General features: G+C 63.2%; 25 protein-coding genes. 11 read left to right on the top strand and 14 right to left on the bottom strand.

Annotation, left to right across the window (positions count from 1 at the left end; translation table 11 throughout):
* Positions 1 to 80: 80 nt before the first annotated feature.
* Positions 81 to 266 (bottom strand): hypothetical protein, encoded by a 186-nt coding sequence (locus FJ546_RS31185; protein WP_027046953.1) that lies wholly within the window; start codon positions 264 to 266, stop codon positions 81 to 83.
* A gap of 188 nt (positions 267 to 454) precedes the next feature.
* Positions 455 to 2,524, bottom strand: a complete 2,070-nt coding sequence (locus tag FJ546_RS10710; protein WP_140889311.1) for an ASKHA domain-containing protein — start codon at positions 2,522 to 2,524, stop codon at positions 455 to 457.
* A gap of 89 nt (positions 2,525 to 2,613) precedes the next feature.
* Here FJ546_RS10710 and FJ546_RS10705 point away from each other — a divergent pair, with 89 nt between their 5' ends.
* On the top strand, positions 2,614 to 2,856 hold the full coding sequence (locus FJ546_RS10705) for a hypothetical protein (protein WP_246686807.1): 243 nt from the start codon (positions 2,614 to 2,616) through the stop codon (positions 2,854 to 2,856).
* A gap of 79 nt (positions 2,857 to 2,935) precedes the next feature.
* Here the strand turns inward: FJ546_RS10705 and FJ546_RS10700 are convergent, their stop codons facing one another.
* From FJ546_RS10700 to FJ546_RS10675, 6 genes are all read right to left on the bottom strand, one after another.
* Positions 2,936 to 3,910 carry a methyltetrahydrofolate cobalamin methyltransferase gene (locus FJ546_RS10700; protein WP_140889309.1) on the bottom strand — a complete coding sequence of 325 codons (975 nt, stop codon included), beginning with the start codon at positions 3,908 to 3,910 and terminating at the stop codon, positions 2,936 to 2,938.
* Between the two features lie 81 nt (positions 3,911 to 3,991).
* Positions 3,992 to 5,083: a methylenetetrahydrofolate reductase gene (locus FJ546_RS10695; RefSeq protein WP_140889308.1), complete on the bottom strand. Its 1,092-nt coding sequence runs from the start codon at positions 5,081 to 5,083 to the stop codon at positions 3,992 to 3,994.
* Complete coding sequence (locus FJ546_RS10690; RefSeq protein ID WP_095772948.1) at positions 5,080 to 5,694, bottom strand: methylenetetrahydrofolate reductase C-terminal domain-containing protein; 615 nt, start codon at positions 5,692 to 5,694, stop codon at positions 5,080 to 5,082. The genes FJ546_RS10695 and FJ546_RS10690 overlap by 4 nt, the downstream gene beginning before the upstream one ends.
* The gene (locus FJ546_RS10685) at positions 5,687 to 5,989 is read right to left on the bottom strand and encodes a virulence factor (protein WP_140889307.1); all 303 of its coding nucleotides are present in this window, start codon (positions 5,987 to 5,989) and stop codon (positions 5,687 to 5,689) included. The genes FJ546_RS10690 and FJ546_RS10685 overlap by 8 nt, the downstream gene beginning before the upstream one ends.
* Before the next feature lie 203 nt (positions 5,990 to 6,192).
* Positions 6,193 to 6,975 carry a formyl transferase gene (locus tag FJ546_RS10680; RefSeq protein WP_140889306.1) on the bottom strand — a complete coding sequence of 261 codons (783 nt, stop codon included), beginning with the start codon at positions 6,973 to 6,975 and terminating at the stop codon, positions 6,193 to 6,195.
* A gap of 86 nt (positions 6,976 to 7,061) precedes the next feature.
* Positions 7,062 to 7,637, bottom strand: coding sequence for a DUF4893 domain-containing protein (locus FJ546_RS10675; RefSeq protein WP_140889305.1), 576 nt, complete (start codon positions 7,635 to 7,637; stop codon positions 7,062 to 7,064).
* Between the two features lie 153 nt (positions 7,638 to 7,790).
* Here FJ546_RS10675 and FJ546_RS10670 point away from each other — a divergent pair, with 153 nt between their 5' ends.
* Complete coding sequence (locus tag FJ546_RS10670) at positions 7,791 to 8,711, top strand: NAD(P)-dependent oxidoreductase (RefSeq protein WP_140889304.1); 921 nt, start codon at positions 7,791 to 7,793, stop codon at positions 8,709 to 8,711.
* Positions 8,712 to 8,721: 10 nt separating this feature from the next.
* On the opposite strand, the gene FJ546_RS10665 is transcribed toward FJ546_RS10670, so the two are convergent.
* Positions 8,722 to 9,351 (bottom strand): DUF1638 domain-containing protein, encoded by a 630-nt coding sequence (locus FJ546_RS10665; protein WP_140889303.1) that lies wholly within the window; start codon positions 9,349 to 9,351, stop codon positions 8,722 to 8,724.
* Between the two features lie 54 nt (positions 9,352 to 9,405).
* On the opposite strand from FJ546_RS10665, the gene FJ546_RS10660 reads away from it, so the two are divergent.
* The gene (locus FJ546_RS10660) at positions 9,406 to 9,543 is read left to right on the top strand and encodes an entericidin A/B family lipoprotein (RefSeq protein WP_019858698.1); all 138 of its coding nucleotides are present in this window, start codon (positions 9,406 to 9,408) and stop codon (positions 9,541 to 9,543) included.
* Positions 9,544 to 9,627: 84 nt separating this feature from the next.
* On the opposite strand, the gene FJ546_RS10655 is transcribed toward FJ546_RS10660, so the two are convergent.
* Positions 9,628 to 10,326 (bottom strand): B12-binding domain-containing protein, encoded by a 699-nt coding sequence (locus tag FJ546_RS10655; RefSeq protein WP_032930649.1) that lies wholly within the window; start codon positions 10,324 to 10,326, stop codon positions 9,628 to 9,630.
* Positions 10,327 to 10,613: 287 nt separating this feature from the next.
* Between FJ546_RS10655 and FJ546_RS10650 the strand changes: the two genes are divergently transcribed.
* The 6 genes from FJ546_RS10650 (at position 10,614) to FJ546_RS31180 (ending at position 17,244) form a co-directional block, all read left to right on the top strand.
* Positions 10,614 to 12,188: a trimethylamine methyltransferase family protein gene (locus FJ546_RS10650; protein ID WP_140889302.1), complete on the top strand. Its 1,575-nt coding sequence runs from the start codon at positions 10,614 to 10,616 to the stop codon at positions 12,186 to 12,188.
* A 97-nt stretch (positions 12,189 to 12,285) separates the two neighbouring features.
* The gene (locus FJ546_RS10645; protein ID WP_140889301.1) at positions 12,286 to 12,966 is read left to right on the top strand and encodes a hypothetical protein; all 681 of its coding nucleotides are present in this window, start codon (positions 12,286 to 12,288) and stop codon (positions 12,964 to 12,966) included.
* Between the two features lie 105 nt (positions 12,967 to 13,071).
* Positions 13,072 to 13,809 carry a dienelactone hydrolase family protein gene (locus FJ546_RS10640; RefSeq protein ID WP_140889300.1) on the top strand — a complete coding sequence of 246 codons (738 nt, stop codon included), beginning with the start codon at positions 13,072 to 13,074 and terminating at the stop codon, positions 13,807 to 13,809.
* Positions 13,810 to 13,999: 190 nt separating this feature from the next.
* Positions 14,000 to 14,560, top strand: a complete 561-nt coding sequence (locus tag FJ546_RS10635; RefSeq protein ID WP_140889299.1) for an RNA polymerase sigma factor — start codon at positions 14,000 to 14,002, stop codon at positions 14,558 to 14,560.
* A 2-nt stretch (positions 14,561 to 14,562) separates the two neighbouring features.
* A complete protein-coding gene (locus FJ546_RS10630; RefSeq protein WP_140889298.1) occupies positions 14,563 to 16,752 on the top strand; it encodes a VWA domain-containing protein in 2,190 nt (729 codons plus the stop codon).
* A gap of 210 nt (positions 16,753 to 16,962) precedes the next feature.
* Positions 16,963 to 17,244 carry a hypothetical protein gene (locus FJ546_RS31180; protein WP_181167896.1) on the top strand — a complete coding sequence of 94 codons (282 nt, stop codon included), beginning with the start codon at positions 16,963 to 16,965 and terminating at the stop codon, positions 17,242 to 17,244.
* Positions 17,245 to 17,253: 9 nt separating this feature from the next.
* Here FJ546_RS31180 and bmt read toward each other — a convergent pair whose 3' ends face one another.
* Complete coding sequence (gene bmt, locus FJ546_RS10620) at positions 17,254 to 18,276, bottom strand: betaine--homocysteine S-methyltransferase (protein WP_140889297.1); 1,023 nt, start codon at positions 18,274 to 18,276, stop codon at positions 17,254 to 17,256.
* Between the two features lie 164 nt (positions 18,277 to 18,440).
* Complete coding sequence (locus tag FJ546_RS10615; protein WP_140889296.1) at positions 18,441 to 19,298, bottom strand: helix-turn-helix transcriptional regulator; 858 nt, start codon at positions 19,296 to 19,298, stop codon at positions 18,441 to 18,443.
* Positions 19,299 to 19,529: 231 nt separating this feature from the next.
* Here FJ546_RS10615 and FJ546_RS10610 point away from each other — a divergent pair, with 231 nt between their 5' ends.
* Positions 19,530 to 20,540 carry a fatty acid desaturase gene (locus FJ546_RS10610; RefSeq protein ID WP_181167895.1) on the top strand — a complete coding sequence of 337 codons (1,011 nt, stop codon included), beginning with the start codon at positions 19,530 to 19,532 and terminating at the stop codon, positions 20,538 to 20,540.
* A 93-nt stretch (positions 20,541 to 20,633) separates the two neighbouring features.
* Positions 20,634 to 21,437, top strand: coding sequence for a PhnD/SsuA/transferrin family substrate-binding protein (locus FJ546_RS10605; protein WP_140889295.1), 804 nt, complete (start codon positions 20,634 to 20,636; stop codon positions 21,435 to 21,437).
* On the opposite strand, the gene FJ546_RS10600 is transcribed toward FJ546_RS10605, so the two are convergent.
* Both FJ546_RS10600 and FJ546_RS10595 read right to left on the bottom strand, forming a co-directional pair.
* On the bottom strand, positions 21,426 to 22,781 hold the full coding sequence (locus FJ546_RS10600) for a Xaa-Pro peptidase family protein (RefSeq protein ID WP_140889294.1): 1,356 nt from the start codon (positions 22,779 to 22,781) through the stop codon (positions 21,426 to 21,428). The two genes, FJ546_RS10605 and FJ546_RS10600, sit on opposite strands and share 12 nt — an antisense overlap.
* Positions 22,782 to 22,790: 9 nt before the next feature.
* The coding region (locus tag FJ546_RS10595) for an FAD-dependent oxidoreductase (RefSeq protein WP_140889293.1) at positions 22,791 to 24,594 on the bottom strand (1,804 nt) is incomplete at its 5' end.

The following is a 24,594-nucleotide window of genomic DNA, read 5'->3' as shown; positions in this document are numbered from 1 at the left end:
CAGCCGGTTGCTGGTGGCGACCGGGGATTTCCGAGATCCCCGGCGCCTGCCGAGCAATTTGCATTTGTCGGCAAAGGTCATCAGCGCGCCGTGCCCAGAAGCAGCGACGTGAGCGCGGCCTGCGGATCGCTGGGCGGCGATGCCGGCCAGCCAATGTCCTTCTGCACATGCGCCGGCAGGCTGTTCAGCGCGCGGATCGCCTTGTTCCTGGCGTGGTTCTGCCTGATGGTCACACCGAAGCGGCCGAGATTTTCGAACATCGACATTTTCATCTCCCTTGAAGAACGGCGACGACCGAGGATTATCTTCGGCCGCCGTTCGATGCGGGGTAAATGCGCCTGCCATGTATCGGATGGATTTCGCGAAAGCAGCGTTTCGGTTTCCGGATCGGTCGATCCGGAAACATTTGCATGCAAATGAGTTTAAGGTTGGAGACGGCCTGTGAAGGTCGCGTCTATTCGCGGCCGCGCCTTGCCGCGTGGCCTTCGCGCGAGCGCCGGCGCGGCGTTGCGTCGCCGGCGATGCCGTCCTCGCTCACCGTCTTGCGCGGCGGCAGTTTCACGGCCGCCGACAGTTTCGGGAACGGGCCGACCTTGTTGGGCAGCGCCATGGCGTAGACGAAATGCTCCTGGAATTTCGGTTCCAGCGCGGTCTCGATCTTCTCGATCTGGCTCACCGTCTCCTCGATCTCGCGGCGATAGCCGCGGTTCAAGAGCGCCATGCGTGCGCCGGCACCGGCGGCGTTACCGACGGCGGAAACCTTGTCGAGCTCGCAATCGGGGATCAAGCCCAGCACCATGGCGTATTTCGGGTCGATGAAGGAGCCGAAGGCGCCGGCGAAGTGGATGCGGTCGACATGGTCGGTATTCTGCTTTTCCATCAACAGCTTGGTGCCGGCATAGAGTGCTGCCTTGGCGAGCTGGATGGCGCGTACGTCGGTCTGGGTGATGGTGATCTTCGGTTCGCCTTCCTTCAGCACATAGGAGAAGGTGCGGCCATTGGCGGTGACGCGCGGCGAGCGCGCACTCAGCGATCCGTCGACGACGCCGTCCTCGGAAATGATGCCGGCAAGATACATTTCCGCCACCACCTCGATGATGCCGGAGCCGCAGATGCCGGTGACGCCGGTCGCCTGCACGCTTTCCAGGAAGCCCGGTTCGTCGGACCACAGTTCCGAGCCGATGACGCGGTATTTGGGCTCCAGCGTGTCGGGATCGATGCGCACGCGCTCGATGGCGCCGGGCGCGGCACGCTGGCCGCCGGAGATTTCGGCGCCCTCGAAAGCCGGACCGGTCGGAGAGGAGGCCGCCACGACCCGCGCACGGTTGCCGAGCACGATCTCGGCATTGGTGCCGACGTCGACGATCAGCATCATCTCGTCCTGGCGATGCGGGCCTTCCGACAGCGTCACCGCCGCCGCATCGGCGCCGACATGGCCGGCGATGCAGGGCAGCATATAGAGGCGCGCGCCCTGGTTGAGCTTGAGGCCGATGTCGGAGGCCTTGATGCGCACCGCGCCCGAGACGGCGAGCGCGAAGGGGGCGCCGCCGAGTTCGGTCGGATCGATGCCGAGGAACAGATGGTGCATGATCGGATTGCCGACGAAGACGGAATCCAGAATGTCGTTGCGCTGGACATTGCCCTCCGCGCAGACCTTGTCGACAAGGCTGGAGATCGCCTCGCGCACTGCCACCGTCATGCCTTCGCGGCCGTCCGGGTTCATCATCACATAGGAGACGCGGCTCATCAGATCCTCGCCGAAGCGGATCTGCGGGTTCGAGATGCCGGACGAAGCGGCGACGCGGCCCGACAGCAGCGACACCAGATGCATGGCGATGGTGGTCGAGCCGATGTCGCAGGCCAGCCCATAGGCCTCGTTCTTGAGGCCAGGCCACAAGGCGATGACGCGCGCGATATCGCTGTCGGCATCCTTGTGGATGGCGGCGGTCGCGGTCCAGTTGCCCTTGCGCAATATGCCTTGCACCTGCGGCAGCAGGTAGAAGTCGAATTCGAGGTTTTTGAAGCCCCAATCCTTCATCAGCGCGATCTTCAGCCGGTCGAGGTCGCCGAGCGGCTTGTGCATGTCGGGCTCTTCGATCTCGACATAGCACATGCGGATCGCCGTATCACGGGCGATCACCCTGGTGTCGGCATCCTTGCGGATGGTCTGCGCGTTGATGACCGTGTCCTGCGGCACGTCGATGACAAGGTCGCCGAGGATCTGCGCCGAGCAAGAGAGGCGGCGCCGCTCAGGCAGGCCGCGCACGCGCTCATAGCGCTCTTCCTTCGGCCCCTTGGGCGAGATGTGGTCGTTGGAGGAGACGATCTTGTGCTTGGCGAAATTGCCTTCCTGCACCTCGATCTGGCAGCGCCCGCACGTGGCGCGGCCGCCGCATACGCTCTCGACATAGACGCCGAGTTGGCGCGCGGCATCGAGCACCGGCGTGCCGACAGGAAACCGCCCGCGCTTGCCCGACGGCATGAACAGCACGAGTGGATCGGTAATGTTGGCAGGCGAGTTCATGCGTACACGTGTCTCGGAAGGGATTGTCGATACCGTTTAACGGATCGTTTCATTATTGGGCGGAATGTCTGATGGTCCAGAGGCCAATCATGTCCGATCTCCTGCTGTCCAGCATATTTACCGCCTTTACCATGGTGCGGGTGCTGAAGGGGCCGTGGCTGCGCAATCCGCAATATCTGGCCACCGGAATTCTCGGCGCGATCGTCGCGGTGCTGCTGCTGCACGGGCCGTGGCCCGCCTATGACGATGACTTCGTCATAGGCGGCGTGACCGGCATATTCGGATCGTGGGCGGGAATGGCGTTGTTCGACGCCATATTGGGGGTCGCCTGACCGCAGCGCAGACGCGTCCGACCGCATCGATGATGCGATCGGTCCAGCGTGGTTTGCAGTCCGGTTCACGATTGCGCGCTTACCCCCGACCCATGCGGGCTTCACGGCCGCCGCGGCGGCGGCCACCGTTGGCAGCGCCGTCGCCTGGGGCATTGACCTGCGTCGGCGCCGCGACCGCATGGCCGCCTTCTGCCGGCTTGTAGTCCTTGTAGGTCCTGATCCAGTTGGTGCAGTTCTCGTCGGTGCCGTTGAGCACATTGGCGCCGCGCACGGCTTCCATTTCCTGCGGACGCACCGGGTTCATGATGGCGCTCGTCATGCCGGCGCCGATCACCATCGGGATGAAGGCGGCGTTGATGCCATGGCGGTGCGGCAGGCCGAAGGAGATGTTGGACAGGCCGCAGGTGGTGTTGACCTTGAGCTCTTCGCGCAGGCGGCGCAGCAGCGCGAATACCTGGCGGCCGGCGTCACCCAGCGCGCCGATCGGCATGACCAGCGGGTCGACGACGACGTCGTGCGCGGGAATGCCGAAATCGGCGCAGCGCTGGACGATCTTCTTGGCGACGGCGAAGCGCACGTCCGGATCCATCGAAATGCCGGTCTCGTCATTGGAGATGGCGACGACCGGGACGTTATATTTCTTGATCAGTGGCAGGATGGCTTCGAGTTTTTCTTCCTCGCCGGTGACGGAGTTGACCAGCGGGCGGCCCTTGGCGACCTTAAGCGCCGCCTCGATCGCGGCGGTGACCGAACTATCGATCGACAGCGGCAGGTCGACCAGCCCCTGCACGATCTCCAGCGTCTGCACCAAAAGGCCGGGTTCGGTTTCGTTCGGGTTGACCGAGGTGACGCCGGCATTGACGTCGAGCATGGTGGCGCCACAGGCGGCCTGTTCCAGCGCGTCCTTGATGACGGTCTCGAAATTGCCAACCACCATCTCGGCGGCGAGCTTCTTGCGGCCGGTCGGGTTGATGCGCTCGCCAATCACGCAGAAGGGCTGGTCGAAGCCGATGATGATTTCTCGTGTCGCCGAGGCGACGATGGTCCGGGTCATGAAATCTCTCCGTCGTGATATAAAGAGTTCTTTATATCGTTATCTCTTCTTGATCAAGCGAATGGTGGTCCTCCGCGCGGATCAATGCGCGGTCTTGACCATATCCACCTGGGTTTCGGTAATCTCGTCGTGCAGGATGTGGTCGAGCCGGTCGGCAACCATCTGGTCGTCGCGACGGATCTCGCGCTTCCAGGGCTGGCGGCTCTTGAGCACGCCCGATTCATCGACGATCTCGGCGACATATTCCTCCTGGCGGTAGGCCATCACATGGACGCCCGAGATCCCAGGGATTTCCTTCACCTCGTTGATGATGTCGATGCAGAGCTGCTTGCCTTCCTTCTTCTGGTCCTGCGCGCCTTCCAGCCGCTTAATGACGGCATCCGGGATGTGGATGCCCGGCACGTTGGAGCGAATCCACTTGGCGGTCTTGGCCGAGGCAAGGGGACCGACGCCGCACAGGACGAACACTTTTTCGGTGTGGCCGAGATCGCGTGCCTTCTGCATGAAGGTCCTGAACATCGGCACGTCGAAGCAATACTGCGTCTGTACGAACTGCGCGCCGGCGGCGATCTTCTTGCCGAGATGGATCGGGCGGAAGTCGAAGGGCGGCGCGAACGGGTTGACGGCAGCGCCGAGGAAGACCTGCGGCGGCGTCGTCAGCTTGCGGCCGGACAGGAACTTGCCGTTGTCGCGCATGATGCGGATGGTTTCGAGCAGCGACATGGAATCGAGGTCGAACACCGGCTTGGCGCCGGGCTGGTCGCCAGCCTGCACGCCGTCGCCGGTCAGGCACAGCATGTTGGCGACACCCATGGCAGCGCCGCCCAGCACGTCGCCCTGGATGGCGATACGGTTCTTGTCGCGGCAGGCGATCTGCATGATCGGGGCATAGCCCATGCGGGTCAAAAGCGCGCAGATGCCGACCGAGGACATGTGGCAGTTGGCGCCGGAGGCATCGACGGCGTTGATGGCGTCGACCCAGCCGTCGAAGATCTTGGCCCTGTTGTAGACGTCCTCGGGATCGGCGCTGTCAGGGGGATTGAGCTCGGTCGTCACGGCGAACTCACCGCGCCGCAGCACGCGCTCGAGCCGGCCCCTGGACGAATGGCCGGGAAGGGGGTCGAGCGGCAGGTGAATGCCGGCCGGGTTCTCGTCGCGCTGACGGGCACTCATGTGGCGGCTCCGGTCTTTGGCGCCGCCGCGGTTTCACGGGCGGCGGCCGCCTGCGCGGTGACCCGCAGCCAGGCGGAGGTCTCGCGCAACGACTGGTCGACCGGCTTCTGCACGGCCAGAATCTTGTCGGAGTTGACCATGTTCTGCGAGCCTTCCCAGGCCTTGACCCAGACGCAGGGCATATCGGGCTCGACCTCGCAATTGCCGTTGGCGCGCACGCCGCCGCAGGGGCCGTTGCGCAACTGCTTGGGGCAATTCATCGGGCATGACATGCCGGTCGAAGACAGGATACACTGGCCGCACATGCGGCAGTCGAACATGAAACCCTTAACGCGTTTCTCGACGAATTTGATCGGGGCCTCGACGCGACCGTAGCCGATGCCTTTCCACAGAGGGTGGAGGAGCAGAAACATGTCGGCGAAACGGGAATAGAACCATTCGAGCAGGCGCGAATGCCGGATCGACCATAGTCTCACCGCGAAGGAGCGCTGCACGCGCCGCTGCGGCGACACGTCGGCCGGCTTGTAGTCGGATTTCGGCGCCGCCTTCTTCACCAGGGTGGCCTGGGTAACCGTCGGCCCATCGTTTTTGACAGGGGTGGTCTCAGACATTTTCTTTGCCGCCCGCCTTGACCAGAGCGACCAATCTTTCACGGTCATATTTCGTATCGAGGTCCTGGAAAGCCTTTTCGACCTCGGCGTCGAGATCGTCGCCGACAGGAACCGGATCGGCCTTGCGCCATTCGGCCAGATAGTCGTCGGTGCCGCCGGCGCCGGTGCGCATGGCACACATGTCGATGGCTTCGGTGAAGCGCAGCGGCAGCTCGCGCTTGGCATTCTGCCGGCCCTTCTTGACGATGACCTGGGCAGGGATGTCGCGCCAGTAGACGACGATAAGATCGGCCATGAATTCTCGCTCCTCGATCTCAGAGCATTGCCGGATGCGCAATGGAGCCGCTTGTTATGGGACGACGCGCGCGCATTCAAAAGCGACGCATTTCAATGTCGTAAAATGAAAGGCGTGTTTATTCGTTCGCGGGGCGCACCGGCGGCAGGGTCGGCGTGCCGAAAAGCCGCCTTAGCCCTGTGCGGCTCCGGGCTGATGAGACCCTACCAGATTCCGGTTCTGAGGCCGGTCCAGAGGTAGAACCAGATCGTCGGATGATACCATTGTTTGGAAGGCTCGCCGGGATCGAAAGTCGTGAGTTTTCCGGCCAGGGCATCGCTGACCGCCTCGATGCAGATATCGCGCGAGAACGCCGCCTGGCGCAGCGCGTGGCTTGAGATGGTGTCGCCTTTTTCCGGTCTGCCGCGTGCCTGCTTCAGTACGCCGCCAGTGTCGACGCCGGCGTCGACGAGGTGGACGGTCGTGCCGAAATTCTGCGCATCACCTGATGCCAGGGCCCAATAGCCGCCATTCATGCCGCGATATTTCGGCGTGATGCCCGCATGGTAGTTGAGCACCGGGCAGGGCATTTTGCGCAGTATCTCAGCCGAAATCAGACGGCAACCGTTGAGCAGCACGACGCCTGGCTGGATCTTCTGGATCGCCTGCAGGCACTCAGGCCCATTGGCCGAGGCCACCTGGATGATCTCCTGGCCTGGTCGCGGCTCAACCTCCAGTCTCTCCTCGGCAATCAATCGCGCGCTATGGCCGGCCCGCAGCCGCTTGCCCAACCTGCTCAGCACCATCGTGCCAAGCTGGCCAATGGCCGAGATCCAGCCCTGGCGGCGAGCCCGACCACGCAGCAATTGCTTTTTGGATTCAGGGGTTTCGAGGATGACGCTGACAGGACCAATGCGATCGGTGATTGCGTTGATCATGGCCCAGACATGCTGGCCGCCGCCGGTCACGACGACGATCGACGCGCTGGTTGCAACCGGTGAAGACATGGCCCGCTTTCCTGCCTTGCACGCGGCCGGCTGCCGCATGCTGGCCGGATTTGTGCCGGAATGGGGTTAAATCTTGATGACCGCGCTCAGCGCTTGAACTCGATGATATCGAGCTTCGATTCGTAGTAGGGCGCGGGAAGTTCGACGCGCCATTCGCTGGCACCGGTGCGGAAGGCATAGCCGACCTGGTCGGTCTGCGGACCGCTGCCATAAGGTTTTGCCCGATCATTGTTGACGGAGCCGGAGCCGAGATAGATGGCGCGCTTCTCGCCGTCGTCGAAAAAGCGGCCCTGGGTTCGCTGCGAGCCGCTGATCTTTTCAAGCCGCCAGCCGGAACCATCATCGGTCACCTTGCACTTGAACCAGCCATAGATGACGAGCGGGCTCAAGCCGCCTGCCTTGATGGTGCGGCACTTCCAGTTGCCGGTCAGGTCCTTGTCGGAGAACGACGCCAGCGGCTTGGCCAGCAAGGCATCGAGTTGTTTGACCTCGGCCGGGCTGCCCGCCTTCGCCTCGGCGAGCGCCGCCTTGCGCGTCTCGCCATATTTTTCGAGGCGGACCTTGTCGGCAGGCGTGATCAGCTTCTGCACCTCGCCGTCGGCAAGAGCGGGCAGGGTGCAGCAGAGCAGGCCGATGGCGGCAAAAAGGGGGCGAAGGATCATCTGGAACTCCCTGAGTCTCTAAAATGGCAGTCGAAAAAATGGCAGTTAATGTCTGGAGCGGCGCCGTTGCCGGTCGATGGCTGATTTTATCGGGTCGCCCGCGCCTGTCATCCGTGCTTAACAGCGTCGCCGTCAGAAATCATGGTGTGACGCATGCGAATCTTGCTCACGGGATCGTCGGGTTGGCTGGGCAGCGCGCTGGCGCCGCGCCTGCGCGCGCTTGGCCATGAGGTGATTGGCCTCGACCCTGTTCCTTCGGTGGAAACGCGGATGATCGGCTCGATCGCCGACCGCGATCTGGTCATGCGGGCGGTCGGGGACAACCGAATCGAAGCCATCATCCACAGCGGCGCGCTGCACAAGCCCAATATGGAGAGCCGCGCCAACAGCGATTTCGTCGCCACCAACGTGCAAGGCACGCTGAACCTTCTGGACGCCGCGGTGGCGAGCGGCGTGCAGCGCTTCGTCTTCACCTCGACCACCTCGCTGATGATCTCGCAGGCGATACGCGACGGCTTCAAGGGCGGTGCGCGCAAGGCCGCCTGGCTGACCGAGGCGATGTCGCCCGAGCCGCGCAACATCTATGGCGTGACCAAGCTTTCGGCCGAACATCTCTGCCGCCTCTATCATCTGCAGCATGGCCTGCCGGTGGTCGTGCTGCGCACGGCCCGCTTCTTTCCAGAAGCCGACGACATGGCGCATGCGATCGAACAGTCTGACGCCAATACCAAGGCGAATGAATTGCTGTTCCGGCGGCTGACGGTGGAGGATGCGGCGGAAACTCATGTCGCTGCGCTGGAGAAGGCGCCACAGCTTGGCTTCGACATTTTTATCGTCTGTGCGCCGACGCCGTTCCGGCCTGATGATTGCGCCGAACTGATCGCCGATGCGCCGTCGGTGGTCGCGCGCTATTTCCCGGACTTTCCGGCGCTGTACGCGCAAAAAGGCTGGACGATGTTTTCCTCCATCGACCGCGTCTATGACGCCTCGCGGTTGCGGGAGAGGCTCGGTTTTGTCTGTAAGACGAGCTTTGCCGATGTGCTGGCGGCGCTAAGGGCGGAGGAGGCCGCCTAGCGCATTGCGCTCACGCGACCTTCGCCGCCTGCGCCAAGCCCGCCGTCAGGTCGCCATAGCCGGTCGCGCGCCGCTCATAGGCAAGACCGAGCAGGGCGGCGGCCTTTTCCGCAACCTTGTCGAGTTCCGGGTCGTCGGTCTGGGCGAGATAGACCAGCTTCTCGTAATTGCCGAAATAGTCCTTGATCAGCTCCGGATGCTTGTCGAGGCCGAGCGGCTTCATGAAGAAGGCATCGAACTGGCGGCACAGGAAGTCCGTCATATAGAAGGACATCATGTCGTCGTCGGCGATCTTCGCGTAGGCGTCCATGCCTTGATAGAAGGCGAAGCAGTGCGGGCCGGCCATGCGCTCGACACCATGCTTCTCGATGACGCGGTCGAGCAGGCCACCGGTGCCGCAATCGGCATAGCCGACGAAGATGTGCTCGTACCCCTCCGCCTTGGCTTTCTCGATCGCCTTGTCCATGGCGGGTGCGATGCGGTCGGGATAAAAATGAAACTCTGCCGGCAGGCAGGTCAGTTCCAGGTGATCCAGCCCGAGCTGTTCCTTGACGCCCAATACCTCACGCGCAATCATCCCACAGGCGATGACAAGCAACCTGTCCGTTTGATTCGGTTTCGTTTTTTGCGTCTTGACCAAGTCGATCAGGCTTTCGCTGCGGGGCTAATTTATCTGTCGAGGGAGACACCATCCATGAAACTGCTACGCATCGCGCCGATAGCCATCCTTGCCTGCGCACTTGCACTTACCGCCTGCGCCAACACCATTCGGGGTGTCGGCAAGGATGTCAAATCGACGGCGAGGGCAGTCAAAGACACTGTCGCCAACTGATCGGCAGCCTCTCCCATCATCTGGGAACAAAAAAGCCGCGCTGCAAGGCGCGGCCTTTCTTATCGGTCATCCTGATGCCTTGGGTCAGGCCGAAGCGCGGACATTGTGCTTGCGCTTCATGAAGTCCTTGGCGGTCTCGACGGCCACCGCGGCATCGCGGCAATAGGCGTCGGCGCCGACGGCCTTGCCGAATTCCTCGTTGAGCGGCGCGCCGCCGACCAGTACGACATAGTCGTCGCGAATGCCCTTTTCCTTCATCGTGTCGATGACGACCTTCATGTAGGGCATGGTCGTGGTCAAAAGCGCCGACATGCCGATGATGTCGGGCTGATGCTGCTCGATCGCATCGAGATATTTCTCGACCGCATTGTTGATGCCGAGGTCGATGACGTCGAAGCCGGCGCCTTCCATCATCATGCCGACGAGGTTCTTGCCGATGTCGTGGATGTCGCCCTTGACGGTGCCGATCACCATCTTGCCCTGCTTCGGCGCGCCGGTGGCGGCGAGCAGCGGGCGCAGGATGAACATGCCGGCCTTCATGGCGTTGGCGGACAGCAGCACCTCGGGCACGAACAGGATGCCGTCGCGAAAATCCTCGCCGACGATGCGCATGCCTTCGACCAGCGCCTCGGTGAGCACCTTGTAGGGCGCCCAGCCGCGCTCGAGCAGAATGCGCGTGCCTTCCTCGATCTCTTCCTTCAACCCGTCATAAAGGTCGTCGTGCATCTGCTGCACCAACTCGTCGTCGGAAAGTTCAGAAAGGATGATCTCGTCGTCGGACATTTATCCAGCTCCTCACGGCATCGCGACTGTGTCGCAAGGCACAAAATATTGGCGTTCATACCTAACCCGCAACGGGCGGCTATCCATAGCTGATTTGCGACTTCCCGCAAAAGGAAAGCGACTGGAAAATCTATTGGTTTTCTTGTCGATTTTGCGACAGGCATTGGCGCGGACGGGCCGTTTCGAATAGGGTGCATGGCTACGATCCGGCGAAAGCCGCGCCATGCGGCCACAACGGCTACGGACCAGCCATCGTCAGGCCAGGCCATATTCAGGGAAGAGCGATCATGAGCGAACACGCGGCAGTCGACCAGGAAGCGTCAAACGCGCGGCGTGGGCGAGCCGCGAGCGGCGGAGCGGCGGCAAGGCGCGCCGCGCGTTCCGGCGGCGGACCCGGCACCCAACTCACCTACATCAAGCGCAAGATCAACATCTATGAGGTGCTCGACGAGGAAGGCCTCGCGCTGATCGAGAAGAACACCGACACGGTGCTGGAGGAGATCGGCATCATCTTCCGCGACGACGCCGAAGCGTTGCAGCTGTGGAAAGAAGCCGGCGCCGACGTCAAGGGCGAGCGCGTGCATTTCCCGAAGGGGCTTTGCCGTTCGCTGCTGAAGACCGCGCCGTCCATCTATACCCAGCATGCCCGCAATTCCGAGCGCTCGGTGCAGATCGGCGGCAATGCTACCGTCTTTGCGCCGGTCTATGGTCCGCCCTTCGTGCGCGACCTTGACGGTGTCAGGCGCTACGCGACGATCGAGGATTTCCAGAATTTCGTGAAGCTCGCCTACATGGCGCCGTCGATCCACCATTCGGGCGGCACGGTGTGCGAGCCGGTCGACGTGCCGGTCAACAAGCGCCACCTCGACATGATCTATTCGCACATAAAATACTCGGACAAGCCGTTCATGGGCTCGGTGACCGCGCCGGAACGCGCCGAGGACACCGTCGCCATGGCCAAGCTCGTGTTCGGCGATGATTTTGTCGAGAACAACACCGTGCTGACCAGCCTGATCAACGCCAACTCGCCGATGGTGTTCGATGAAACCATGCTGGGCGCGCTGAAGGTTTATTCGCGCCACAACCAGGCCTGTATCGTCACGCCGTTCATCCTTGCCGGCGCGATGAGCCCGGTGACGGTCGCCGGCACGTTGACGCAGGTTCTGGCCGAAGTGCTGGCCGGCGCATCGTTCACGCAGCTCATCCGGCCGGGCGCGCCGGTGCTGTTCGGCACTTTCGCCTCGTCGATCTCGATGCAGTCGGGAGCGCCGACCTTCGGCACGCCGGAGCCGTCGCTGGTGTCCTATGGCGCCGCACAGCTCGCACGCCGCCTCGGCCTGCCGTTCCGCACCGGCGGTTCGCTGTGCGCGTCCAAGGTTCCGGATGCGCAGGCGGCCTATGAAAGCGCCAACACGCTGAACTCGACGATCCTTGCCGGCACCAACTTCGTCCTCCACTCGGCCGGCTGGCTCGAGGGCGGGCTGGCGTCCTGCTATGAAAAATTCATGATGGACATCGACCAGCTCGGCATGCAGCAGAAATTCTCAGAAGGCGTCGACCTGTCGGAGAACGGCCAGGCGATGGACGCCATCCGCCAGGTCGGCCCGGGCAGCCACTATCTCGGCTGCGACCACACGCAGGCCAATTTCCAGACGGCGTTCTACCGCTCCAGCATCGCCGACAACAATTCCTACGAACAGTGGCTGGCCGAAGGCGAGAAGACCGCGCCGCAGCGCGCCAATGAACTCGCCCGCCGCTGGCTGGAAAGCTACGAGGCGCCGCATCTCGATCCGAGCATCGACGAAGCCCTGAAGGAGTTCATCGCCAAGAAGAAGGGGTCGATGCCCGACGCCTTCACTTGAAAGGAGCCCGAGTCAGGCGGGGCTAAAGTCGCCAACATCATCCACAAGGAAGTCTGGCGGAGCGCCTTCTCCGACCCGGACAACAAGGGTTGATTCCGTGCGCGGCATGATCGAAGAGATCACGGCCGCGCTTGGCGCCAACGGTCTCATCCTGCGTGGCGGTTTCTTTTTCCCCGGTGATGAGGATGCCCCTCATGGCACCTCGGGCGCGCCAGTGAAATCCGTGCTGCTGGTGGGGCAGGCGGGTGCGGCACCCTGGCCGCATTTCCTGCGCTGGCGGGAGCAGCAGCCGTCGACAATCGCCGATCCGCTCGACAGCTGGTCGCGACAGGTCATCGGCGATGTGGCGGAGGCATTCGGCGCGCGCGCCGTTTCTCCCTCCGACAAGCCCTATCTGCCGTTCCAGCAATGGGCTATTCGCGCTGAGGGGCTAAAACCGTCGCCGCTCGGCATTCTGATGCATCCGAAATACGGGCTTTGGCATGCCTATCGCGGCGCTTTGCTGTTCGAGGACGAGATCGCGCTTCCGGGGCAGGGCGAGGCAATTCATCTCTGCGACGCCTGTGTCGAGAAACCCTGCCTGAAATCCTGTCCGGTCGATGCCTATTCTACGGAAAGCTTCGCCTATCAGGCCTGCCTGGCGCATGTGCGGGGTGGGAATGGCGAACCGTGCCGGAGCGGCGGCTGCCTCGACCGCAATGCCTGTCCCTATGGCACGGAATATCGCTATCCGTCTGATATCCAGGCCTTCCATATGGCGGCATTCGCCGGCCTGTGATGGTCACGCGATCCTGCACGAAATGTTGACGGGTACTTTCAAGGAATGCCTTGCCGTGGCAGGCCGCGTGGATATGTATCGCGCATCCCACAAATGGAGCACGCAATGGCGAAGCAGGACCTCAGGATCAAGATCCGTGACGGCGTGGCGAAGGCGGGCCTGTTCCGATCGGCCAAGACGTCCCCTTCCAAGTCCGGCGTCATTCTCTACCAGGACGCCTTCGGTCCGCGTCCGGCGCTCGACGGCATGGCCGAACGGCTGGCGGGCGAGGGCTATGTGGTGCTGGTGCCTGACCTGTTCCATCGCAACGCGCCCTATGGTCCGTTCGACGCCAAGACCGCCTTCACCGAGGAAAGCACCAAGACGGCGCTGATGGCGCTGGTCACCGGCACGACGCAGCAGATGACCATCAGCGACAGCGAAGCCTTTCTCGATGCGCTCGCCGGGGAAGGCGTCACCGGGCCGATCGGCACCGTGGGTTATTGCATGGGCGGCGCGCGGGCGCTCAACGCCGCCGCGGCCTACCCGGACAGGATCAGCGCCGCCGCCAGTTTCCATGGCGGCAATCTCGCCAGCGATGCCGCCGACAGCCCGCACCGCAAGGCAGCCGCCATCAAGGCGCGTGTCTATGTCGGCATGGCGGGCGTCGACAGGAGTTTCCCGCCGGAGCAGTCGACGCGGCTGGAGGAGGCGCTGCGCAATGCCGAAGTCGACCACGTGATCGAGAACTATGTCGGCATGGCGCATGGCTGGTGCGTGCCGGACCACAGCGTCTACAACCAAGCCGGCGCCGAACGGCATTGGCAAAGGCTGATCACGCTGTTTGCGGAGACGCTGGGATAGGGTTCTGCCTGCTGGGATTAAGCTCCAATTTCGGGCACCCCGGCACGAACCTTCGAGAGTTGGCGCCGCCCCTCATCCGCCCTCCGGGCGCCTTCTCCCAGTGAACGGCGTGAAGGAGGAAGGCGCTTGCCAAAAAAATCTTTCCATCATCCCAAGGATTAGCCATTAGCCTTCGTCCAACAGGCAAATGATGGCGATGATGCTGGATGAGAGCGAAGCCTCCGACGCCGAACTGATCGGGCGGGCGAAGGGCGGAGACAGGGGGGCCTTCGGCACATTGCTGGAGCGCCACTACGACTTCGTCTATCGCGCCGCCTATCGCTGGTGCGGCAAGAAGGCCGATGCTGAAGACATCGCCCAGGAAGTCTGCGTCCGGCTCGGCAAGGCGATCCGCGACTATCGCGGTGGCGGTGCCTTCACGACGTGGCTCTATTCCGTGACGATGAACGCGGCGCGCGATATGATGCGCAAGACCGCCCGCGAGACCGTGAAGAGCGAGGCCTATGGCGTCCATGCGCTGATTTCGGGCGGGGCCCCGGCCGAGAGCGAGGATCCGGCCGAGGCGCTGTGGGCCGCCGTGCGGCAGCTTCCGGACAAGCAGCGCGACGCCGCGCTGCTGGTCTATGGCGAGGGCTTGAGCCATGCGGCCGCTGCCGAGGCGATGGCGATCTCGGAGACGACGGTTTCCTGGCACATCCATGAAGCGAAGAAACGGCTGAAGACGCTGATGCGCTCGGCCGGGGAAGTGTGACCATGGTCGACGACGACGAACTCAACAGACTGCGCGATATCGCGGCACCGGCGCCGGGTGAGAGCGCGAAGGCGCGCGCCTTCGAAGCCGCCCTGCGCGCCTATGATGAGGAAAATATTTCTGCCGTCACCCAAGGATCGGTCGGCGGCCTTCGTCTCACAGAGCGAGCACAAAAGCTCTGGAGAGAGATCATGCAAAAGAAACTCATCGCCACGCCGGCCCTTGCCGGGCTCGTCGCCCTGCCGATCGCCGGCTACGCCACTTTCCATCTGCTGAGGGAGCCGTCGCCGTTCGGCGGCGACCAGAAGATCACCGAGACGCTGGCCGACAAGCCGGCGACCGTGAAGCCGACGACCGCCGAGCCGAAGCCGGCCCGCACCGACCTGGAGAAGGACAAGAAGGCCGACGCGGATGTGGAAAGCCGTGACGCCACAGACGCTCTGGTGGCGCCGGCGTCGCCGCCGAAATCAGAATCGACTGCCGCCGGTGGCGCAGCACAACTGAACGCCCCGGTGACTCCCCCCCCGTCATCGAGGTTTGACCTGAAGACCTACAGTGGCAAAGAGGTGGAGTATGGAACTTTGCCAGCTTCTAGGCCGGCGCCTGCGCCCAGTGGTAAGGTTTCGCGGGAGATTTCTGGCCTCATGCCGAGTGCGCCCGATGCCGCGCGGGCCAGCCGTGTTCAGGGGGCCGCCGAGTCCAAGCTGATGGAGCCGCAGCAGCCTGCCATGGCGCCGGCGGATCAGATCGCGCCGCAAGAGGAAAACCGCAATCGCGTCCAGGATTTCAAGACCAATCCGGTGCATGCGGCACTGGAAGACCCGGTCTCGACCTTCTCGATCGATGTCGACACCGCCTCCTATTCCTTCGTGCGCCGTTCGCTGAAGGAAGGGGCCGTGCCGCAGGCCGACACCGTCCGTGTCGAGGAGATGATCAACTACTTCCCCTATGACTGGAAGGGGCCGGACTCGGCGTCGACGCCGTTCAATTCGACCGTCAGCGTCATGCCGACGCCGTGGAATGGGCACACCAAGCTTATGCATGTCGCCATCAAGGGCTTCGACATCAAGCCGACCGAGCAGCCGAAGGCCAATCTGGTCTTCCTGATCGACGTCTCGGGCTCGATGGACGAGCCGGACAAGCTGCCGCTGCTCAAGTCGGCGTTCCGGCTGCTGGTCAGCAAGCTCAAGGCCGACGACACGATCTCGATCGTCACCTATGCCGGTGAGGCCGGCACCGTGCTGATGCCGACCGGGGCTGCCGAGAAGGACAAGATCCTGAACGCCATCGACAATCTCACGCCCGGCGGTTCGACCGCCGGCGAGGCCGGCATCAAGGAAGCCTACAAGCTTGCCCAGCAATCCTTCGTCAAGGACGGCGTCAACCGGGTGATGCTGGCCACCGATGGCGACTTCAATGTCGGACAGAGCGACGACGATGATCTCAAGCGCCTGGTCGAACAGGAGCGCAAGAGCGGTGTCTTCCTGTCGGTGTTCGGCTTCGGCCACGACAATCTGAACGACCAGATGATGCAGACCATCGCCCAGAACGGCAACGGCACCGCCGCCTATATCGACACGCTGGCCGAGGCGGAGAAGGTGCTGGTCGAGGATGCCTCCTCGACCCTGTTCCCGATCGCCAAGGACGTGAAGATCCAGGTCGAGTTCAACCCCAACAAGGTCTCGGAATACCGGCTGATCGGCTACGAGACCCGGGCGCTTAACCGCGAGGACTTCAACAGTGACCGCGTCGATGCCGGCGATATCGGCTCGGGCCATTCGGTCACCGCGATCTATGAGATCACGCCGAAGGGCAGCGGTGGCGAGCAGATCGATCCGCTGCGCTATGGCCAGGCCACGGTCAACAATGGCGGCGTCGCCAATGCGGACGAATATGCCTTCGTCAAGATCCGCTACAAGCTGCCCAACGAGGACGTCTCGAAGCTGATCACCACACCGGTGACCTCGACCAACGAGGTGGCGTCCTTCGACCAGGCCAGCACCGACCAGCGTTTCTCCGTCGCGGTCGCCGCCTTCGGCCAGAAGCTGCGTGACGAGGATGCGACCGCGAAGTTCGGCTACGACAAAATCATGGAGATTGCCACTGCCGCCCGAGGAGCCGACCCGTTTGGGTACAGGTCCGAGTTCCTCTCGCTTGTGCGCCTTGCCTCGGCGCTGGGCGATAACCGGTAGTGGCGATGACGGCCGGTTTCCTTCAGGTGGGATCGTTCTGACAGGGGAAACCGGCCCACGGGCGGGTGAGGCAGGCCGGCGAGGGGTCATTCCCTTGCCGGCCTTTTTCTCGGATTTTCCGAGGTCGTTAAATTGCGCGTTATTTCCGGTAGAGGATCGCAACCCCGGTCCATTATTCAGGACTGGCCTTCGGGCTTGAGGGAGCCGCAATTGCAGATCACCACCATCGCCAACTCGTTGCCGCCGGCGCGAGAGATTCCAGCACAAACATCGACGGCTTCGCCCGGACCATCAGCCGAATCCAGACGCATCAGCGACGATGTCGCCCAGGCGCGCCACACCGCCATGTCGGCGCTGACCAACGACCGCTTCCGCGCCATGCTGGAACAGATCACCGATCCGGCTTCGTCCGGCGCGCTGATGACGATGCGCGGCGACAATGTCGTCGATTTCAAGTCGGCGCAGTCGAGCTACGCCGACAACAGCGAATAATCGAAATCCTCAGGCCCGGCTGCGGCGACGCTCGCGGCGGGCTTCGCTGGTCTCGGCGGTGTTTTGCGTCGCCACCTTGTTGCGCATCGGACCGATGCGCTCGACGATCGTCTCGACCGTCGGGCGGCTGGCCTTGGTATGGGCATCGAGCGCCTTGCGCATGGCGGCGAGGTGCTGGAACGAAGTGCCGCAGCAACCGCCGACAATCTTGGCGCCGGCATCGACGGCGAGGCGAACATAGTCGGCCATCAGTTCCGGCGTGCCGGAGTAATGGATATCGGTGCCGCGGAATTCCGGAATGCCGCAATTGCCCTTGACGATCACCGTCGCCTGCGGCTTCGCCTCGGTCATGTCGAGCAGCGAGGCCAGGATGTCCGAGGCGCCGACGCCGCAATTGGCGCCAACGCCGAGCGGTGCTTCCGACAGCCCGTCGGCGACGCCATGGATGTCTTTCGGCAGCAAGCCCATCATGGTGCGGCCGGCGGTGTCGAAGGAGCCGGTATAGGTGTAGGGGAGGCCGACGCGGATGGCGGCTTCGGCGGCGGCGCGGATCTCGTCGGGCGCCGACATGGTCTCGATCCAGGCGACTTCGGCGCCGCCTTCCTTGAGACCCTCGATCTGCTCGGCGAAGGCGTCGACCGCATCGTCATAGGTCATGGCGCCAAGCGGCACCAGCAATTCGCCGGTCGGGCCGACGGAGCCGGCAACGATCACCTTGCGGCCGGCCTTGTCGGCGACGGCGCGGGCAATTTCGGCGGCGCGCTTGTTGAGTGCATGCACGCGGTCCTGCGCATGGTGGAGTTTCAGCCGGTGGCGGGTGCCGCCGAAGGAGTTGGTCAGGATGATGTCTGCGCCGGCATCGACGAAATTCTGGTGCAGGCTGGTGATGGTGCCGGGCGCCGTCTCGTTCAGCAGTTCCGGCGCCTCGCCGGCCTCAAGACCCATCGCGAATAGATTGGTGCCGGTGGCGCCATCGGCCAGCAGCACGCCCTTTTCAGCCAGCAGGGCATCGATCGGATTGGTGGTGGTCATCGGATTGGCTTTCGTGTTTCAAATTCGAATAAGGATATAAAGAAGTCTTTATGTCTAGTCAATGATTTGTGGCGACCTTCGGCAATGCGATGGCGTGGCCCTCGACCGTGTCGGAGTCTAGCAATCGAATGACCATGATTGCCGTCGATCAAGATTGCCGTCGATCAGACAGGGCCTGACGGGAACGACATGCCGGCCAGATTGCGGGCGAAGTTTGCTGCCTCGTGCGGATTGACGTCGGCGGCGCGGATCAGATTGTCGAAATGCCGGGTCAGTGCCTGAACCGGCTGGGTGGCGTTCAGCACGACATACATGTCGCCGACATAGATGGCGGCGCGATAGGGGCCGAAGATGGTGAGCGGGATCGAATAGCGCATGCGGCCGTCATAGAGAAACAGGCGGAAGGTCGGATAAAGGTCGTCGAGCAACGTCGCCATATGGGCGAGCTGCTGCCTGCGGTCGGCCTCGGGAAAACGATCCCACACGCCGAGGCCGCGGGCGAAGATCTCCAGCGTGTGGCGCGGCATGCAGACTTCCATGTCGGTTTCCGGGCGGCGGTTGTATTCGATGCGGTACTGCGTCTCGCTGGCCTGCGCCAGCCGGCTCCTGTTGGTGATGTTGGCTTCGTAGTCGACCAGCGCGCGGGTTCGCAGCAGATCGGGAATGCCCGCGGGCACGTAGCGGATCTTGGTGCCCGCTGCCTCGGCGAACCATTTGGCGAGCAGCGTGCGGTCGAAACCATCGGGCGCTTCCTCGATCTCCAGGCTTTCGCGGATTTCGCCGGTGACGCCTTCGTCCTGACTGAGGCCCAGCAGCCAGTCCAGCGACACCTTGAATTCGGCGGCGATGTTGAGCAGCGTTTCGGCGCGCGGCAGGCGCGTCGAGGCACCTGACATCAACTGCGACAGCGCCGACCGGTCGATGCCGACAGCCGACGCGAAGGCCGACTGGTTGAGGTCGGAGCGTGTCAGCAGCAGCTTCAGACGCTCCCGGAAAATTGCTGACAGATCGCGTTTGTCCATCGTCCCACTTCTCCGAATCTTGAGGAAAAATTTGCGCCAAGGCAGCCTGGTGAGGCGTCTCAGGCGTAAATGAATCCCTAAGATTGTTTACAATGTGTAACACATGCGGTCAAAAATGCGCAATCGCAACATTTTGTATACTTTGTCGCGTTGAGTGGAATCGCTTCTCCTGACACTATGTTGTCAGGAACCAGTTGGGGTTCCGACGACTGAGGGGCAGTGGTCGATAGCATGACAGGCAAGAGCATCAAGCGACGCAACGCACCGGCCATCGAGTGGCCGACAGTGGTCCTCGCTTTCTTCTGTTACGGAACATGGCTTGCCACCGGTTTCCTGCTCTGGCCGTCCTATCCCATCCTCGCGCTCGCTCTCCTTGGCTTCATCCTGGCACTGCAGTCGTCGATCATGCATGAAGTGCTGCATGGCCATCCGACGCGCAGCGTGTTGATCAACGAGGCCTTCGTCTTCCTGCCGATCGGCCTGGTCTGGCCGTTCCGCCGCTTCAAGACATTGCATTTGCGCCACCATGCCGACGAGCGGCTGACCGATCCGCTCGACGATCCGGAAAGCTATTACCAGGCGCTGTGGCAGCATGAAGATTTGCCGCCGACGATGAAGTTCCTGCTCAAGATCAACAACACCATGGTCGGCCGTTTCTTCCTTGGCCCCTGGCTGTCCTGCATCGGCTTCTTCATCGACGATTTCAAGCAGATGATGGCCGGCGACAAGGCGATCCGCAAGGCTTGGCTGCTGCATGCGATCGGCCTCGCCATCGTGGCGCCGATCGTGCAGTTTGGCTTCGGCATTCCGCTGTGGCTCTACATTCTGGCGCCGGTCTGGCTCGGCCAGTCGCTGATCGCGATCCGCACCTTTGCCGAGCATCAGTGGTCCGAGCATCCGGAAGGGCGCACGGTGATCATCGAGCGCTCGCCGCTGTCGTTCCTGTTCCTCAACAACAATCTGCACTTCGTCCATCACAAGACGCCTACGGTGGCCTGGTACAGGCTGCCGAAACTGTTTCGCGAGCGTCGCGACGAATGGCTGCGGATGAACAATGGCTATGCCTATCCGAATTATTTCGCGCTGATCAAAGCCTATGCCTTCAAGGCAAAGGAGCCGATCGTGCATCCGGTGCTGCGGCGTGCGCCCGAGCACGGCCGGGCGTTCAAGCCGCGCATCCGGGCGCGCAACATCAATGGCCTCGGCACCGCGCCGGTGCCCGCCGAGCCGCCCAAGGAATAATTCGGAGAATACCTCGGGTTCCGTGTCGGCCAATTCTGATTGGACGCCGCGTTTTTGCGACCCTTTCGACAGATATGATGATTGAGTGTCGGCATGAGTGAATCGATTGCGGCCCTGCCAATGTATGATTGGCCGGAAGTGCGCGGCGAGGTCGATGCGCAGTGGGCGCTGCTGCGCGACGCCTTCCGGCAACAGGGCATCGACGCACCGCAGACCATCGTGCGCCGCAATGGCGATCTGCCGCCGGTGCCGGGCGGCATCCATGATGCCAAGGAGGCCCTGATCGCGCCGGACCCAGCGACATTGCCACCGGATGAACTCGATTATCAAAAGCTCTGGCTGCACCCGGCGCTGCTGTTCGCGCAGACCTGCTGGGGGCCGATGGAACTCGGCCTGTCGAGCCATGTGCAAGTGGTCGGCCAGCCGAGCTATGACGCCTATGAAGGCGGGCAGGGCGAACTTTATTCGAGCGCGCTGGTGATGCGGACGGGCGAGGGGCCGGAGGCGCGATCGCCCGCGGACGGCAAGGCCGTGCTGCCGCTCGACCTGCTCCGCGGCAAACGCTTCACCTTCAACAGCCTGGATTCGATGTCGGGCACCATCGGCCTGACGCGCGATCTGCAGGCGGCCGGCGAAAGCCTCGATATCTTTTCCTCGCGCAGCGAAAGCGGCGGTCATCGCAGGTCGATCGTCACTGTTGCCGAGGGCAGGGCAGATGTCGCCGCGATCGACTGCGAGAGCTGGGCTTTGGCGCAGCGTTTCGAGCCGGCGGCGCGCAAGGTTGTGATCGTCGGCTGGACGGCACGGCGCAAGGGCCTGCCCTTCATCACTGCCAGGACGACGCCGGAAAAGACCGTCCGGGCAATGCGTGAAGCCTTGCCTGGGTTAGCCGAGTAGCCTCACATCCAACGGGTAGGTTGAAAGCTGCTCGTTGCCGGTCTCGGTGATCAGGATCTGCTCCTCGATCTTGACGCCTTCGCGCCCGCCAAGCCTGCCGATATAGCTTTCGACGCACAGCACCATGCCCGGTTCGAGCATGCCGTCCGGCGTGTCCGGCGTCCAGTCGCTGGCATGCGGCAGCGTCGGATATTCGTCGGCCAGGCCGACGCCGTGATAGAGTACGCCGTAGCGGGTCGGGAAGCAGTCTCCAGGCGGTACGGCCGAGCGCTCGACAAGGTCGCGGAACGAGATGCCCGGCTGCATCAGTTGCGTGTTGTGTTCGATCTGGTCGGCGGCGATGCGGAACAGGCCGCGCTGTTCGTTGGTCGGCTTGGCGTCGCCGCACAGCCAGGTGCGCGACAGGTCGGCGCAGAAGCCGTAGGGGCCGATCAGGTCGGTGTCGAAGGCGACGAGGTCGCCGGCCTTGATGATGCGCGACGAGCATTCCTGGAACCACGGATTGGTGCGCGGGCCTGAAGCCAGCAGTCGCGTCTCGATCCATTCGCCGCCGCGCGCAATGTTGCCGCGGTGCAGTTCGGCCCACAACTCGTTCTCGGAAATGCCAGGCTGCAGAGCCTCTTCCATCTCGCCCATCGCCGCCTCGCAGGCAACGATGGCGCGGCGCATGGCGAGGATTTCGTCCGGTGATTTGATCAGCCGCGCATTCTCCATCACCGCTTCGCCATTGCCGACGGAGATGCCGAGACGCGCGAGTTCCTCGACGCCTTCCGGATTGATGTGATCGACCGCGATGCGGCTGTTGCCGCCGCCATGTTCCCTGACCAGATCGGCAATGCCGGCGGCCCAGCGGCGGACTTTCTGCTCCGTGAGTTCGCCGCCATAGAGATAGATCCACGACACCGCCGGACGCACCTCGTCGACGACGCCGGAATGGTCGGACAAGTGCTCGCAGGAGAAATAGTCGAACAGCACCACCGGACCCTCGGTGGCGACGAAACAATGCCGAGTCCGGTTGTGCGCCACCCACAGCTGCATATTGGTGCTGTCGGTGGCGTAGCGGATGTTGACGGGGTCGTAGAGCAGGGCGCCGGCATAGCCGCGCCGCTTCAGCTCGGCGCGGATGCGCTCCAGCCGGTATTTGCGCATCGCCGGAAGATCGGGCGCGGCAATGCCCACCGCTGCCCATTCCGCTTCAGCTTGGAGGCCGTAGCCGAGCACATGCTGGTTGAGCGACGCCGCCTTCTGGCGGGAGGCTTCGCGCAGTGCCTCGATCGAGCCAGGCTCGAACGGCATGATCTTGCGATGGCGACCGAAGCTGCCCTTTGGCGCCGCGCTGTCCATGGCTGAACCTCAGGTCCGCATCTTCTCGCCGCTCGGGTCGAAAGGCGCCTCGACATTGATGCGCGCCGGGCGGCGATGCCCGAGGATCTCGATCTCGAACAGGCCGGCGCTTTCGTCCTCGGCCAGTGCCGCTGGCACATAGCCCTGCGCCATCGACTTCTGGACGTAGTGGGCATAGCCGCCCGACGTGATCCAGCCGACCACGCGCCAGTCGCCATCGACGATGCCGCGCACGGCGGAAGCGCCTTCGGCGGCCTTGGAGCCGCGCACTTCCTTGCCCTTGTCGTCGAAGCGCGGCGCGCCATAGCCATGCGGCTTGTCCACCGTGCCGTAATCCTTGCTGACCTTGGCCCAGATCGGCTCGTCGCCCATGACATCGGCGTCCGCCGCATCGACGATGAAGGAGACGCGGCGCAGTTTCGGGCCTTCCGCCTGTTCCTTGGCAGCGGCTTCGCGGCCGATGAAGTCGTTCTTCTCCAGCTTGATGAAGCGGTCCATCGAACCTTCGAACGGGCCATAGATCGGACGCAGCTCGCGGAACCAGGTCGGGAAGTTCTTTTCGAGACGCATCGACAGCAGGGCGCGCATGCCAAAATCGACCAGGCCGAACTCTTCGCCAGCATCCTTGATCGCTTTGTACACCAGCCGCTGGTAGGCCGGCGCCATCCATATCTCGTAGCCGAGATCGCCGGTGTAGGTGATGCGGTTGACCATGCAGGGCGCGCCGCCGACGGCCATTTCGCGGAAATCCATGAAGCGGAACGTCTTGGTCGAGATGTCGACATCGACCAGCTTCTGCAAGAGGTCACGCGATTTCGGTCCGGCGATGGAGAGGCCGACCAGCGTCTGGTCGAAGCGATGGATGCGCACCGAACCGTCCTTCGGCAGGTGCTTCTCGAACCAGCGCATGTGGTATTTCTGCGCGGCGGACGAACCCCAGATCATGAAGCGGTCCTCGCCGGCCTTGGCGATGGTGAAGTCGCCGATCAGCTTGCCGAATTCGTTGATCATCGGCGTGAGCACGATGCGGCCGGTCTTCGGCATGCGGTTGGTCATCAGCCGGTTGAGGAACTCTTCCGCGCCGGGTCCCGACACTTCGTATTTGGCGAAGTTGGCGATTTCGGTGACGCCAACGCGCTCGCGCGTGGCGCGCACTTCCTCGCCGATCGGGCTGAAATCGTTGGAGCGGTGGAACGAGACGATATCCCTGGGCTCCTTGCCCTTCGGCGCGAACCACAATGGGGTTTCCAGGCCCCAGGAGTCGCCCATGACGGCGTTGTTGGCGAGCATCGTGTCGTAGAGCGGCGTCGTCTGGGCCGGCCGCGCGGCCGGCAGTTCCTCATTGGGGAAACGGATGGAGAAGCGGCGTGAATAGTTTTCGCGGACCTTGGCGTTGGTGTAGCGCAGGCCGGCCCATTCGCCGAAGCGGGCGACATCCATGCCCCAGACGTCGAAGCCCGGATCGCCATGCACCATCCAGTTCGACAGGGCGAGGCCGACGCCGCCGCCCTGGCTGAAGCCGGCCATGACGGCGCAGGCGCACCAGAAATTGGTCAGGCCCTGCACCGGACCGACCAGCGGGTTGCCGTCGAGCGCGAAAGTGAAGGGGCCATTGATGATCTGCTTGATGCCGGCCTTCTCGATGCCGGGGAAATGCTTGAAGCCGATCTCCAGCGACGGCGCGATGCGGTCGAGATCGGGGGGAAGCAGTTCATGGCCGAAATCCCACGGCGTGTTGACCGGGGACCACGGCTTGCAGGCCTTTTCATAGGTGCCGAGCAGGATGCCGTTGCGCTCCTGGCGGGTGTAGATC

The organism is Mesorhizobium sp. B2-4-19, from assembly GCF_006441315.1.
GTDB lineage: Bacteria > Pseudomonadota > Alphaproteobacteria > Rhizobiales > Rhizobiaceae > Mesorhizobium.
The sequence above is the reverse complement of the archived record's forward strand: the minus strand, read 5'-3'. Positions and strand labels throughout refer to the sequence as shown.